Genomic DNA, 12,575 nt, shown 5'->3' with positions numbered 1-12,575 from the left:
CATGTCGCTTTCGGGTAGTGTGGCCGATATCGGTGCGTGGCTCGCCGCCGCGCTGCCGGATCGTGGGCTTTACAAGCTGATCGCCATTGCCTGCATTGCCGGGCTCGCCCGTGGCTTTTCCGGCTTCGGGGCGGCGCTGATCTTCATTCCGCTCGGCGGCGCTATCATAGGGCCGAAGCTGATCTCGCCGGTGCTGCTCGTCATCGACGGGCTGGCGACACTGGGGATGATCCCGCCGGCATGGAAGCGGGTGAACCGGCGCGAGGTGTTAACCATGGCCGCCGGCGCCATGCTCGGCGTTCCCGCCGGAACCGCCGTGCTGACGCTGATGGACCCGCTGCTGCTCCGCTGGTCGATCACCGTCATCGCGCTGCTGCTGCTTTTCCTTTTGGTCTCGGGATGGCGCTATCATGGGGAACCGCATTCCTATCTCGGCGCCGCCGTCGGGCTGGTGGCCGGATTGTTCAGCGGTGCCGCCCAACTCGGCGGGCCGCCCGTCGTTGCCTACTGGCTCGGCGGAAAGACGGAGTTCACCAAGGTTCGCTCCAACATCATCATCTACTTCGCGATCTCGACCTGCTTCAGCGTCGCCAGCTATTATGCCGGTGGGCTGTTCGTCGATACCGTCTTCGCGCTGACGCTGGTCATCCTGCCGAGCTATACGATCGGCCTGTTTCTCGGCTCCAGGCTTTTTGGCTTCGCCAAGGAGAGCACCTTCCGGATCATCTGCTACGGGCTGATCGGTGCCTCCGCCTTGCTCGGCATGCCTGTTCTCGACGGCCTACTGCGTTAAAGCGGATGGCGGACGGGCTTGGCCGGCCCTGAAGACCAGCACCTCGCCGTGGCCGTGGACCGCCGCGAACAGCAGGCCCGCCAGGAAGGTGAAGTGGTCGATGAAGAAGCCGAACTCCGCCTGATTGCCGGCCCAGCGCCCGGGTCCGTGGAATGACACGGCGAGGAAGATCACATAGATCCCCGCCAGCAGGGCTGCCGGCGAAAAGAAGATGCCGGTCAGGAAGGCGAGCGCCAGCCCCAGCTCGAAGAAGGCCGCGACCCAGGCGAGAAAGAGCGGGAACGGAAATCCGGCGGCGGCGATGTAGGCGGCCGTGGCCTGCATATCCATGAACTTGAAGCTCAGCGCCATGATGAACACGCCGGCGAAGATCAGCCTTGCGACCAGAATTGCGATTGTCCTGCCCATATCTCTCTCCCTGTGCCGATAACGGCCTTGTGCATCAACTCTTCGCAGCGCGATTGCGCCGCCTTATGATGCAAGGACGAATGATTGGGCACGCTCCCGACATGCCCGCGCACAATCTCCTCCCGCGTCTTGCCATCCTGATTCAAGTGCTTCGCAAGTCGAATCCGAAACGTGACGCAAGCCGTTGATTTCGGATTCCATTTCGCTATCGGTCGCGTTCATGGACCGACGCGGTCTTTATGAGATTTCTATTTCCCGTCGAAGACCCGCGAATGGATTTCATACGCCGCGCGCCGTTAGCCTGTGGTCGAAATTCAGAGGTAGACGCCATGCGAGACTCCCTACTTCCCCACTCTCCAGCCAGTCGCCCCCGACGCCCCGTGACCAAGCGACAGATGCGCGAGAAGCGCACGGCGCACGTGCTGATCATCTTCGGTCTGGTGCTTGCCGCCGTCGAGATTTACGTCATCTGGGGCAGTATCTGACACGACCATGCGGATGGACACGCGACTACGACTGGGAATAGCGATCACGGCGCTGGTCACGCCATTCAGCAACGACCGGCTCGACCTTGCCGTGCTCGAGCGGCTGGCGGAGCGGCAGATCAACGCGGGCATCAACGGACTGGCCGTCTGCACCGTCACAGGCGAAGGGCCGACGCTGTCACCGGCCGAGAGGGCGGCCATCATCCGCACCTGCGTCAGGGTCGCGTCCGGGCGGGTGCCCGTCATCGCCGCGACTGGCACCAATGCCACATCGACCACGATCGCACTGACTTTGGAGGCGCGGAGGCTTGGGGCCGATGCCGCGCTCGTCACGGTACCCTATTATTCGAAGCCGGGGCAGAAGGGCATCGTCCACCATTTCGAGCAGGTGGCGGCGGCGAGCGATCTGCCTGTCATCATCGACGACAGTCCCTCGCGCTGCGCCAGCGGTCTGACACTTGCAAGCCTTGAAGCGCTAGCGCCTGTCGGAAGCATACTCGGTGTCGTGCATTCGTGCGGTGAAGAGGCCCGGCTTACTCCACATCTGCGACAGCGCTTTGTCTCCTTGTCATCCGATGACGGCAGCGCGCTTTCATTTCTCGCTTGCGGCGGAGACGGTATGCTGTCGTCGGGCGCGAATGTAGAGCCGCGCCTGTTTGCGTCCCTTTGCCGCTCGGCGAAGACGGGTAACATCGAGATTGCAACGGCGCTGCATGACCGTCTGCAGCCGCTCATCCGGGCGCTTGCCGAAGACGGCTCGCCGGCTCCCGTCAAATACGCGTTGCATGTGCTGCTCGGCACACTCCCTGAAGTCCGTCTGCCGATGGTCGGCGTCGACGCCAACGAAAAAGCAGCGATCTTCGCTGCCCTGACGGGTCTCGCGGAGAGCCGTCGCCAAGCGCGCGCGGTCTAAGCCACACCACTCCAACCACAGCCTCGATCATCCAACCTGAAAGGAACAATCATGCCCTCCTCCACCGCGTGTGCCCTGGCAGCGACCAGCCAGCCCAATTCTCTGCCGCGCTTTACCATCGGCCGAAGCAAGGGCGGCGGATGGGTGGTTCAGGATCGCGACGGGCGCGTCGGCGGCCTGTTTATCAGCGAGCATGCCGCGCTGCATTTCGCCTCCGACGAATGCGATCACGACGCGGCGCAGATCGCGATCATCCGCTCGCTTACTCTGCTGCCTTTCGGTCGGCCCGACGGCGGGGAACATGTGCACTGACGAGACATAACCCACTTCAGCGGGTGCGCGCGACGGCGTTCCCGCAGGCGTTGGCGAACGCTTCCTTAACCGCCGTTTCGTATCATCCGGCTCCTCCGTCACGCCGAGCCGACACGATGCCGAACAAGCCGAATTTCCGCTTCACTCATTACGATCTCAAGGAGCAGCGCGCCGGGACGGTGATCGAGGTGACCTTGAACGCGGTCGCCAATGTCCGGTTGATGACGTCGCCGAACTATCAACGTTTCACGGAGGTGCTCGATTTCAAATATGTCGGCGGCGTCGCGCGCAAATCGCCGATCCGCGTGCCGATCCCCGACAGCGGCCACTGGCATCTCGTGGTCGACATGGAAGGCCATCACGGTCTTGCGGAATCATCCGTCAAGATCGTCGCCGCTCCATCCGGACAAACGCGCGCGTCTTGATCAGCGCTGATTGCGCTCTTTCCTGAGTTTCGACCACCATTCAAGCCGCTTGCGGATATCGCGCTCGAAGCCGCGCTCGGGTGGATCGTAGAAGGTCTGGCGGCCCATCTTTTCCGGAAAATAATCCTGGCCCGAGAAGGCGTCGGGCTCGTCGTGGTCGTAGCGGTAGCCTTCGTTGTAACCCTCATCCTTCATCAGCTTGGTCGGCGCGTTGAGGATGTGCTTGGGCGGCAGCAGCGAGCCGTTCTGCTTGGCAGCCATCGTGGCGGCCTTGAAGGCGGTGTAGACGGCGTTCGATTTCGGCGCGGTGGCGAGGTAGACGCAGGCCTGCGCCAACGCCAGTTCTCCCTCGGGAGACCCTAGATAATCGTAAGCGTCCTTGGCGGCGTTGCAGATGACAAGCGCCTGCGGATCGGCAAGGCCGATATCCTCGACCGCCATGCGCACCAGCCGGCGTCCAAGATAGAGCGGGTCCTCGCCGGCGTCGAACATGCGGGCCAGATAGTAGAGCGCCGCGTCGGGGTCGGAGCCGCGCACGGACTTGTGCAGGGCCGAGATCAGATTGTAGTGGCCGTCCTGGGCCTTGTCATAGACCGGCGCGCGGCGCTGGACGATCTTGGTCAGTCCCTCGGTGTCGAAGATCTCGTCGCGGCGGGCAGCGCGCCAGACCTCTTCCGCCAAGGTCAGCACCGCGCGGCCATCGCCATCGGCCATGCGCAAAAGGCTGACACGGGCTTCCGGCGTGAGCGGCAGCTCCCTGCCCTCGATCGCCTCGGCGCGGCTCAGGAGCTCGGCCAGGCTCTGATCATCATGCGACTTGAACGTCAGCACGCGGGCACGCGACAAGAGAGCGGCGTTGAGCTCGAAGGACGGGTTCTCGGTGGTGGCGCCGACGAGGATGACTGTGCCGTCTTCCATCACAGGCAGGAAGCTGTCCTGCTGGGCGCGGTTGAAGCGATGGATCTCGTCTACGAAAAGAAGCGTCTGGCGGCCGTCCATACGGCGCAGCCGGGCGGCCTCGAAGACTTTCTTGAGATCGGCGACGCCGGAAAAGATCGCCGATATCTGCTCGAAGGCAAGACCCGCCTCGCCCGACAGCAGGCGCGCGACGGTGGTCTTGCCGGTTCCGGGCGGTCCCCAGAAGATCATCGATCCCAACGAGCCGCTTTCGATCATTCGCTTGAGAACACCGTCTTCGCCGGTCAGGTGGTCCTGACCGGTGACGTCGGCGATGGTCTGCGGGCGAAGCCGATCCGCGAGCGGCCGCCTGTTGGCGACCTCCGGCGGAATGCGCGGCGCGAAGAGATCGTTGCTCATCGGAAGAACTGCCGGATGCGCTGGCCATTGCGTTCGATCTCGACACGCCAGAAGCTCGGATTCTGGGAAGCGAGGGTCGCGAGTTCCTTGGTGGTCTTCACATCCGAACTGTTGATGGAAACGATGATGTCCTTGGGTTCGAAACCAAGTTGCTGGGCCACGGAGCCATCCTTCACTTCCGATACCACGACACCGGTGCTCTCGCTTGGCATGCGCAGCTCGTCGGCCACGCGCGGCGAAAGGTTTTCGACGACGGCACCGGTGAAGGGCGAGCGGCCGGCGATCGTGCGCTGATCGCGCGGCGTCGTCTCGGGTGCCTGGCCGAGTGTGATCGTCACACTCTCCTGCTTGCCGTTGTCGGTGATGGCGAGATCGACCGCCTTGCCGAGGCCGGCCGTGGTCAGACGGTAAAGCAGCGCATCGGGATGCTCCACCGCAACGCCGTTGACGGCGGTGATGACTTCGCCCGGCTTCAGACCGGCCTTTGCAGCCGGGCCGCCTTCCGTGACCTTGACCACGATGGCGCCGCGCGCCTTGCCGAGGCCGAGCGCATCGGCGACGTCGGAGGTCACCGCATCGAAGGTCGCGCCGACATAGGGGCGCTCGAAGGTCTTCACGCCCGCATCGGCGGAAGCAAGGAATACCTTCACGAGATTGGCGGGGATGGCGAAGCCGATGCCGTTGGAGCCGCCGCCGCGCGAGAAGATGGCGGTGTTGATACCGATCAGTTCGCCCTTCATGTTCATCAGCGCGCCGCCGGAATTGCCGGGATTGATCGAGGCATCGGTCTGGATGAAGAAGCCGAACTCGTTCTTCACGACCTGGTTACGCGCGAGAGCCGAGACGATGCCAGACGTCACCGTCTGACCAACCCCGAACGGATTGCCGATGGCAAGCACGAGGTCGCCGACTTCAACGGCATCGGAGTTGCCGATCGGCAGCGCCGGAAAGGTCTCCTTCGTGTCGACCTTCAGGACCGCGAGATCCAGCCGATCGTCCGTCAGAATGACCTTGCTGGCAAACTCGCGGCCATCCGAAAGCGCGATCTTGATATCGTCGGCGCCCGCGATCACGTGGTTGTTGGTGACGATGGTGCCGTTGGCCTCGACGATGACACCGGAGCCGAGCGAGGACTGCTTCTCGGTACGGTTCGGCATCTGCTGACCGAAGAACTGCTCGAAGAAGGGGTCGCCCGCGAAAGGCGACTGACGGCGGACAGTCTTTTCCGCGTAGACGTTCACCACCGCGCCCGCCGTCTGCTTGACGAGCGGTGCAAAGGACAGCTGCATGTCCATCTGGCTCTGCGGCACGGTCTTGACCGTCCCAGCATTGGCCGCCGGGGCATTGGCCGTTTGGGCATTGGCGTTGATCGGCAGTGCAAGCACCAGAGCAAGCAGCGGCAAAGACGCGCGCTTCAACAGGTCGTGCATAAGAATCCCTTCTTGAAATCGTCGTGAGAGAACGTTGTAGTGCCGGACGCTAGAAAGGAAAGAGGGCGGAAGCATGGAAGATTGAGGCGGGGCAACCGATGCGGGGCACACTTGCCAAACAGAGTCAGGAACGACAGGCATGCAACTGATATCAAAGGCCAAACTCTGGGCGAAATCACTGAAACGTGACGTGGTCGCGCTGTGGCTTGCCGCGCGCGACAGGCGCGTGCCCTGGTACGCCAAGGCGGTGGCGGGTGCCATTGCCGCCTACGCACTGTCGCCGATCGACCTGATCCCGGATTTCATTCCCGTGCTTGGCTATCTCGACGATCTCGTGATCGTGCCGCTCGGCATCCTGCTCGCCGTCAGGCTGGTCCCGCCCGATGTCATGGCGGAGTTGCGGATGGACGCAGCGGCGCGCCTGGAACGGCCGTCCGGTCGCGCCGGGTTGGTCGTCATCCTTGCCATCTGGCTCTTCTGCATCATCTTCGTCGGCATGGCATTCTTGAGAGCCAGCTAGACCGGACAGGAACCACTGCATGACGCGATATCGCCAGCCCCTCCTCTTCACCGCCACAGCGCTTTTTCTTTCCACCGCGGGGATGAGCCACGCGGCAAGCTTCGACTGCGAGGCCAAGGAGCTGAAGCCGGACGAGAAGGCGATCTGTGACAACCGCGTGCTCAACGACGCGGATGTGAAGATGGTGACAACCTTCGACCTGTTATCGGGCCTGCTCGCCATGGGCTCGCGCGGCACGATGCAAGACGAGCAGACGGCATGGCTGAAAAAGCGCCAGGCGTGCGCCGCCGACGTCGCCTGCATCCAGGCAGCCTATGACGAGCGGCTGAAGCAGCTGGCGGAAAGCTACAAAAACATAAACCGGCCGCTTTGAGGCGACCGGCTTACTGGAGCAACTGACTTTCAATCAGCTGGTTCAGCGATCGCCGAGATCGCGGACGGCGCCACGGTCGGCGCTGGTGGCGAAGGCGGCGTAGGCCTTCAGCGCGGTCGTGACGTTACGCTTGCGCTTTTCGGCCGGCTGCCAGCCCTTGGCGTCCTGATCGGCACGGCGGGCCGCCAGTTCCTGGTCGTCGACGCGCAGGCTGATCGTGCGGTTCGGAATGTCGATGTCGATCATGTCGCCTTCGCGCACGAGACCGATGGTGCCGCCATTTGCCGCTTCCGGAGAGGCGTGGCCGATCGACAGACCCGAAGTACCGCCGGAGAAGCGGCCGTCGGTGATCAGCGCGCAAGCCTTTCCGAGGCCCTTCGACTTCAGGTAGCTCGTCGGGTAGAGCATTTCCTGCATGCCGGGGCCGCCCTTCGGGCCTTCATAGCGAATGACCACGACGTCGCCGGCGACGACTTCGTTCGCCAGGATCGCCTTCACGGCCGCGTCCTGGCTTTCGTAGACCTTGGCCGGGCCGGAGAACTTCAGGATCGATTCATCGACGCCGGCGGTCTTCACGATGCAGCCGTCGAGCGCGAGGTTGCCCTTCAGAACGGCAAGGCCGCCATCCTTGGAGAAGGGATGCTGGGCATCGCGGATGACGCCGGTTTCGCGGTCGAGGTCGAGTTCCTCCCAACGCGAACTCTGGCTGAAGGCGACCTGTGTCGGAACACCACCCGGGGCGGCGCTGAAGAGATCGAAGGCGGCCTTGTTATCGGTGACCGCGACATCCCACTGCGCCAGTGCTTCACGCATGGTCGGCGCGTGGACAGTCGGAAGATCGACATTCAAAAGGCCAGCACGGTCGAGCTCACCGAGGATCGCCATGATGCCGCCGGCACGGTGAACGTCTTCCATGTGCACGTCGGCCTTGGCCGGCGCGACCTTCGACAGGCAGGGAACACGACGCGACAGGCGATCGATATCGTCCATGGTGAAATCGATCTCGCCTTCATGCGCCGCCGCAAGAATGTGCAGGACGGTATTGGTCGATCCGCCCATGGCGATATCGAGCGCCATGGCGTTCTCGAACGCACCCTTGCTGGCGATGGTGCGCGGCAGAGCGGTCAGATCGTCCTGTTCGTAATAGCGACGTGCTAGCTCGACCACACGACGACCGGCTTCAAGGAAGAGTTCCTTGCGGTCGGAATGGGTGGCCAGCGTCGAGCCGTTTCCGGGCAGCGACAGACCGAGCGCTTCGGTCAGACAGTTCATCGAGTTCGCCGTGAACATGCCGGAGCAGGAACCGCAGGTCGGGCAAGCGGAGCGCTCGATGACGGCGACGTCCTCGTCGCTGATCTTGTCGTCGGCGGCGGCGACCATGGCATCCACGAGGTCGAGGGCGACCTTCTTGCCGTTAAGCACGACCTTGCCGGCTTCCATCGGGCCGCCGGAGACGAAGACCGTCGGGATATTCAGGCGCAGCGACGCCATCAGCATGCCGGGGGTGATCTTGTCGCAGTTGGAGATGCAGACCATGGCATCGGCGCAGTGGGCGTTGACCATGTATTCGACGCTGTCGGCGATCAGCTCGCGCGAGGGCAGCGAATAGAGCATGCCGTCATGGCCCATGGCGATACCGTCGTCGACGGCGATCGTGTTGAATTCCTTGGCGACGCCACCGGCCGCTTCGATCTCCCGGGCGACGAGCTGGCCGAGGTCCTTGAGGTGGACGTGACCGGGCACGAACTGGGTGAAGGAGTTGACCACCGCGATGATCGGCTTGCCGAAATCCGAATCCTTCATGCCCGTGGCGCGCCAAAGGCCGCGCGCGCCCGCCATGTTGCGGCCGTGGGTCGTGGTTCTCGAACGATAAGCTGGCATTGGCGTTTTCCTCACAACATCGGAAGTCTTCGGCGAAACAGACCGCGCCTTGAAAATACGGATCCACTCTCGCTGCTTTTTGGAATTGTCCTAATCCAAAGAGTATAAACTGTCACTACCGGGAAAGGCAAAAGCGGTACTCCTCGGTACGCCTCCGGATAGCGTCGAGGGACGGATGGGACGCCCATCTGACAAATACGGGATCGGAGCGCGTTTTGTTACAGGCTCGGGCGACGATTTCGCTACACAAAAAGTTGCCTTCCCGGCCGGCCGCATGAAGGCGTAAACAGTGATCCGAAACGAGCTTGAATGCGTTCAAGTTCAATGCCGAGCCCGTTGCTCAGGAGGATGCCATGCCCGTCTATCGCCCACCCAAGATCGCCGCTTCGGAGATTACGCCGCGTCAGGTCTATCTCGGTCGCCGCGAATTCCTCGGCGCCGCCGCGATCGGTGCCGTCGGCCTGCTGGGTGCGGGCAATGCCGGCGCGGCCGCGCTCTCGGCCGTCGAGAGCAAGTACAAGGTCGACGAGAAGCCGACCCCGGTCAAGGATGTGACGACCTACAACAACTTCTACGAATTCGGCCTCGACAAGGGTGATCCGGTGGCGCTGTCCGGCGACTTCAAGCCCCTGCCCTGGACGATCAAGGTCGACGGCATGGTCAACAAGCCGGGCACGTTCGATCTCGACGCGCTGATGAAGGAATTCCCGATCGAAAGCCGCACCTATCGCATGCGTTGCGTGGAGGCGTGGTCGATGGTCATTCCGTGGGACGGCTTTCCGCTGGCCTCGCTGCTGAGCAAGGTCGAGCCGCTCGGAAGCGCCAAGTATGTCGCCTTCGAAACCGTGGTGCGCCCGGAGGAGATGCCGGGGCAGAAGGGTATCTTCCAATCGCTCGAGTGGCCCTATGTCGAGGGACTGCGGCTCGACGAAGCCAACCATCCGCTGACGCTGCTCGCCGTCGGGCTCTATGGGGAGACATTGCCCAACCAGAACGGCGCGCCGATCCGGCTGGTGGTTCCGTGGAAATATGGCTTCAAGGGTATCAAGTCGATCGTGCGGATCACGCTCACCGACAAGGAGCCGAAGAACACCTGGCAGATCACCAATCCGCAGGAATACGGCTTCTACGCCAACGTCAATCCGGCCGTCGATCATCCGCGCTGGAGCCAGGCGACCGAGCGGCGGATCGGCGAGAGCGGCTTCTTCGGCGCCAGCCGCCGTCCGACGCTGCCGTTCAACGGGTATGCGGACGAGGTGGCAAGCCTCTACGCAGGCATGGACCTGAAGGCGAACTTCTGATGACGGCGTTGTCGTTCAGCCTGCCGAAACGATGGCATTCGGCTTCCGTCTGGCTGCTATACGTCGTCGGGCTGCTACCTGCCGCCTGGACCTTCTATCTGGGCGCCAGCGACCAGTTGGGCGCCGATCCGGTCAAGACCTTCGAGCTGTTCCTCGGCCTGTGGGCTTTGCGCTTCCTGATCCTGACGCTCGCCATATCCCCTGCCCGAGACCTGCTCGGCTGGAACTATCTGCGCTATCGCCGGGCGCTGGGGCTTTTGTGTTTCTACTACGTCGTCATGCATTTCGCCGTCTACATGGTGCTCGATCAGGCGCTCGACGTGTCTGCTGTCATCGACGATGTGATGAAGCGGCCCTTCATCATGTTCGGCATGGCTGGTCTTGTGCTGCTGGTACCGCTGGCTGTCACCTCCAACAACCTGTCGATCCGGAAGCTCGGATCGAAATGGAACTGGCTGCACAAGCTGATCTACATCATCGCCGCCTGTGGCGCGGTGCACTTCGCGCTGTCGACGAAGCTTCTCGACCTCGAGCAATACATCTATGTCGGCCTGATCATCCTGATGATCCTCTATCGCTCGTATAGGCCGATTGCGCGCAGCAGGAAGCGAGGACGAAACGGGCAAGGCGGCAGAACGCGCCCGGCCGAGGCTGCCGGCTGAACTCTTGTTTGAGAGCGTGAAGGCTGGCAGACTACTCGAATGGAAGCAGCGTCGCCTCTATATATCTACCGTGACCCTCACTTCGCCCCGGCTGGCGACACAGTCGTTGCCGCGGCGCCGCTTGACGTCGTCGGCTGGCGATCGGCCGAAGCGCACTCGATGACAGATCAATACCACAAACGAAAACAGCCGGGCTTTTCAGCCCGGCTGTCTTGCTTCCGGCGCACCGGAAAAAATCAAGCGGCTTCAGCAGCAGCTGCTTCGGCTTCAACGCGAGCCTTGTCGGCTGCGCCCTTGGCGAAGGTGTCGCGGTCAACGAATTCGATGACGGCGAGAGCGGCGTTGTCGCCCTGGCGGAAGCCGGCCTTCATGATACGCAGGTAGCCGCCGTTGCGGGTTGCGTAGCGCGAAGCGATCGTGTCGAAGAGCTTCGAAACGACAGCGGCGTCGCGGATCTGCGAGATCGCCTGACGACGAGCGTGCAGGTCGCCGCGCTTGCCGAGGGTTACGAGCTTTTCAACGATCGGACGGATTTCCTTTGCCTTCGGCAGGGTGGTCACGATCTGCTCATGGGTGATGAGCGAAGCCGCCATGTTGGCAAACATTGCCTTGCGGTGGCTAGCGGTTCTATTCAGCTTGCGGCCGGCTTTACCGTGGCGCATTGCTATTCTCCTTCACATGCAGGCATCTCGCCCGCCGTTTGATGGTTAGTATTGGTCTTCGTAACGCTTGGCGAGATCTTCGATGTTCTCAGGCGGCCATGCCGGCACTTCCATGCCGAGGTGCAGGCCCATGGAAGCGAGAACTTCCTTGATTTCGTTCAGCGACTTGCGACCAAAATTCGGCGTGCGGAGCATTTCTGCTTCGGTCTTCTGAATGAGGTCGCCGATGTAGACGATGTTGTCGTTCTTCAGGCAGTTTGCCGAGCGAACAGACAGTTCGAGTTCGTCCACCTTCTTGAGGAGCGCCGGGTTGAAAGCGAGTTCGGTGACTGCTTCCTCTTCGGTTTCCTTCTGCGGCTCGTCGAAGTTGACGAACACGCCAAGCTGATCCTGCAGGATGCGAGCCGCGAAAGCGACGGCATCTTCGCCGGAGATCGAGCCATCGGTTTCGATGGTCATGTTCAGCTTGTCGTAGTCGAGAACCTGTCCTTCGCGGGTATTCTCAACCTTGTAGGACACCTTCTTGACCGGCGAATAAAGGCTGTCGACCGGGATGAGACCGATCGGAGCATCTTCCGCACGATTGCGATCGGCCGGAACATAGCCCTTGCCGTTGTTGACGGTGAATTCCATGCGGATTTCGGCGCCCTCATCGAGCGTGCAGATCACATGCTCGGGGTTGAGGATTTCGATATCGCCGACCGTCTGGATGTCGCCAGCCGTTACAACGCCCGGACCCTGCTTACGCACGACCATGCGCTTTGCGTCGTCGCCATCCATCTTGATGGCGATTTCCTTGATGTTCAGGACGATGTCGGTGACATCTTCACGAACGCCAGGGATCGACGAGAATTCATGCAGCACGCCATCGATCTGCACGGCCGTCACTGCGGCACCGCGCAGCGAGGACAGCAGAACGCGGCGAAGCGCGTTGCCGAGGGTGAGGCCGAAACCGCGCTCCAACGGCTCTGCTACGAGCGTCGCCTTGGTGCGCGAGCTCGAAGAGAACTCGACCTTGTTCGGCTTGATCAATTCCTGCCAGTTTTTCTGAATCATATTTTTGCCTTCCGTTCGTTGCCACCATCCAATCGTG

The 12,575-nt window shown here is 62.2% G+C and carries 14 protein-coding genes; 8 read left to right on the top strand and 6 right to left on the bottom strand.

Annotated features, from left to right (window positions below; translation table 11 throughout):
• The first annotated feature begins 1 nt into the window (after position 1).
• On the top strand, positions 2-793 hold the full coding sequence (locus GGQ67_RS08170) for a sulfite exporter TauE/SafE family protein (RefSeq protein ID WP_183899660.1): 792 nt from the start codon (positions 2-4) through the stop codon (positions 791-793).
• Here GGQ67_RS08170 and GGQ67_RS08165 read toward each other — a convergent pair.
• Positions 782-1,201, bottom strand: coding sequence for a DoxX family protein (locus GGQ67_RS08165; RefSeq protein WP_183899659.1), 420 nt, complete (start codon positions 1,199-1,201; stop codon positions 782-784). The genes GGQ67_RS08170 and GGQ67_RS08165 overlap by 12 nt on opposite strands.
• A 492-nt stretch (positions 1,202-1,693) precedes the next feature.
• Between GGQ67_RS08165 and dapA the strand changes: the two genes are divergently transcribed.
• The 3 genes from dapA to GGQ67_RS08150 all read left to right on the top strand — a co-directional run bounded on the left by dapA (position 1,694) and on the right by GGQ67_RS08150 (position 3,336).
• Complete coding sequence (gene dapA, locus GGQ67_RS08160) at positions 1,694-2,599, top strand: 4-hydroxy-tetrahydrodipicolinate synthase (protein ID WP_183899658.1); 906 nt, start codon at positions 1,694-1,696, stop codon at positions 2,597-2,599.
• Between the two features lie 51 nt (positions 2,600-2,650).
• Positions 2,651-2,911 (top strand): hypothetical protein, encoded by a 261-nt coding sequence (locus tag GGQ67_RS08155; RefSeq protein ID WP_183899657.1) that lies wholly within the window; start codon positions 2,651-2,653, stop codon positions 2,909-2,911.
• A 116-nt stretch (positions 2,912-3,027) separates the two neighbouring features.
• The gene (locus tag GGQ67_RS08150) at positions 3,028-3,336 is read left to right on the top strand and encodes a DUF1883 domain-containing protein (protein ID WP_183899656.1); all 309 of its coding nucleotides are present in this window, start codon (positions 3,028-3,030) and stop codon (positions 3,334-3,336) included.
• Here GGQ67_RS08150 and GGQ67_RS08145 read toward each other — a convergent pair whose 3' ends face one another.
• Positions 3,337-4,653, bottom strand: coding sequence for a replication-associated recombination protein A (locus GGQ67_RS08145; RefSeq protein ID WP_183899655.1), 1,317 nt, complete (start codon positions 4,651-4,653; stop codon positions 3,337-3,339). It abuts the gene before it with no gap.
• Entirely contained in the window at positions 4,650-6,083 is a 1,434-nt protein-coding gene (locus tag GGQ67_RS08140) for a DegQ family serine endoprotease (protein WP_183899654.1), read from the bottom strand. The genes GGQ67_RS08145 and GGQ67_RS08140 overlap by 4 nt, the downstream gene beginning before the upstream one ends.
• 139 nt (positions 6,084-6,222) lie before the next feature.
• On the opposite strand from GGQ67_RS08140, the gene GGQ67_RS08135 reads away from it, so the two are divergent.
• Both GGQ67_RS08135 and GGQ67_RS08130 read left to right on the top strand, forming a co-directional pair.
• Entirely contained in the window at positions 6,223-6,603 is a 381-nt protein-coding gene (locus tag GGQ67_RS08135; protein ID WP_183899653.1) for a YkvA family protein, read from the top strand.
• A gap of 82 nt (positions 6,604-6,685) precedes the next feature.
• On the top strand, positions 6,686-6,976 hold the full coding sequence (locus GGQ67_RS08130) for a lysozyme inhibitor LprI family protein (RefSeq protein ID WP_246400149.1): 291 nt from the start codon (positions 6,686-6,688) through the stop codon (positions 6,974-6,976).
• Positions 6,977-7,018: 42 nt separating this feature from the next.
• Here the strand turns inward: GGQ67_RS08130 and ilvD are convergent, their stop codons facing one another.
• On the bottom strand, positions 7,019-8,857 hold the full coding sequence (gene ilvD / locus GGQ67_RS08125) for a dihydroxy-acid dehydratase (protein ID WP_183899651.1): 1,839 nt from the start codon (positions 8,855-8,857) through the stop codon (positions 7,019-7,021).
• A gap of 353 nt (positions 8,858-9,210) precedes the next feature.
• Here ilvD and msrP point away from each other — a divergent pair, with 353 nt between their 5' ends.
• Both msrP and msrQ read left to right on the top strand, forming a co-directional pair.
• Complete coding sequence (msrP, locus tag GGQ67_RS08120) at positions 9,211-10,158, top strand: protein-methionine-sulfoxide reductase catalytic subunit MsrP (RefSeq protein WP_183899650.1); 948 nt, start codon at positions 9,211-9,213, stop codon at positions 10,156-10,158.
• Positions 10,158-10,820, top strand: coding sequence for a protein-methionine-sulfoxide reductase heme-binding subunit MsrQ (msrQ, locus tag GGQ67_RS08115; RefSeq protein ID WP_183899649.1), 663 nt, complete (start codon positions 10,158-10,160; stop codon positions 10,818-10,820). The genes msrP and msrQ overlap by 1 nt, the downstream gene beginning before the upstream one ends.
• A 236-nt stretch (positions 10,821-11,056) precedes the next feature.
• Here msrQ and rplQ read toward each other — a convergent pair whose 3' ends face one another.
• Together rplQ and GGQ67_RS08105 are read right to left on the bottom strand one after the other, a co-directional pair.
• Positions 11,057-11,482: a 50S ribosomal protein L17 gene (rplQ, locus tag GGQ67_RS08110; RefSeq protein ID WP_018900257.1), complete on the bottom strand. Its 426-nt coding sequence runs from the start codon at positions 11,480-11,482 to the stop codon at positions 11,057-11,059.
• Positions 11,483-11,527: 45 nt separating this feature from the next.
• A complete protein-coding gene (locus GGQ67_RS08105) occupies positions 11,528-12,538 on the bottom strand; it encodes a DNA-directed RNA polymerase subunit alpha (protein ID WP_007787729.1) in 1,011 nt (336 codons plus the stop codon).
• Between the last annotated feature and the right edge of the window lie 37 nt (positions 12,539-12,575).

It is taken from the genome of Rhizobium metallidurans (assembly GCF_014196505.1).
Classification (GTDB): Bacteria; Pseudomonadota; Alphaproteobacteria; order Rhizobiales; family Rhizobiaceae; genus Rhizobium; species Rhizobium metallidurans.
This window is presented reverse-complemented; position numbering and strand designations above follow the sequence as displayed.

Coding starts and splice junctions, on each gene's coding strand:
- GGQ67_RS08170 (WP_183899660.1), top strand. CDS start 2: ATGTCGCTTTCGGGTAGTGTGGCCGATATCGGTGCGTGGCTCGCCGCC.
- GGQ67_RS08165 (WP_183899659.1), bottom strand. CDS start 1,201: ATGGGCAGGACAATCGCAATTCTGGTCGCAAGGCTGATCTTCGCCGGC.
- dapA (WP_183899658.1), top strand. CDS start 1,694: ATGCGGATGGACACGCGACTACGACTGGGAATAGCGATCACGGCGCTG.
- GGQ67_RS08155 (WP_183899657.1), top strand. CDS start 2,651: ATGCCCTCCTCCACCGCGTGTGCCCTGGCAGCGACCAGCCAGCCCAAT.
- GGQ67_RS08150 (WP_183899656.1), top strand. CDS start 3,028: ATGCCGAACAAGCCGAATTTCCGCTTCACTCATTACGATCTCAAGGAG.
- GGQ67_RS08145 (WP_183899655.1), bottom strand. CDS start 4,653: ATGAGCAACGATCTCTTCGCGCCGCGCATTCCGCCGGAGGTCGCCAAC.
- GGQ67_RS08140 (WP_183899654.1), bottom strand. CDS start 6,083: ATGCACGACCTGTTGAAGCGCGCGTCTTTGCCGCTGCTTGCTCTGGTG.
- GGQ67_RS08135 (WP_183899653.1), top strand. CDS start 6,223: ATGCAACTGATATCAAAGGCCAAACTCTGGGCGAAATCACTGAAACGT.
- GGQ67_RS08130 (WP_246400149.1), top strand. CDS start 6,686: ATGAGCCACGCGGCAAGCTTCGACTGCGAGGCCAAGGAGCTGAAGCCG.
- ilvD (WP_183899651.1), bottom strand. CDS start 8,857: ATGCCAGCTTATCGTTCGAGAACCACGACCCACGGCCGCAACATGGCG.
- msrP (WP_183899650.1), top strand. CDS start 9,211: ATGCCCGTCTATCGCCCACCCAAGATCGCCGCTTCGGAGATTACGCCG.
- msrQ (WP_183899649.1), top strand. CDS start 10,158: ATGACGGCGTTGTCGTTCAGCCTGCCGAAACGATGGCATTCGGCTTCC.
- rplQ (WP_018900257.1), bottom strand. CDS start 11,482: ATGCGCCACGGTAAAGCCGGCCGCAAGCTGAATAGAACCGCTAGCCAC.
- GGQ67_RS08105 (WP_007787729.1), bottom strand. CDS start 12,538: ATGATTCAGAAAAACTGGCAGGAATTGATCAAGCCGAACAAGGTCGAG.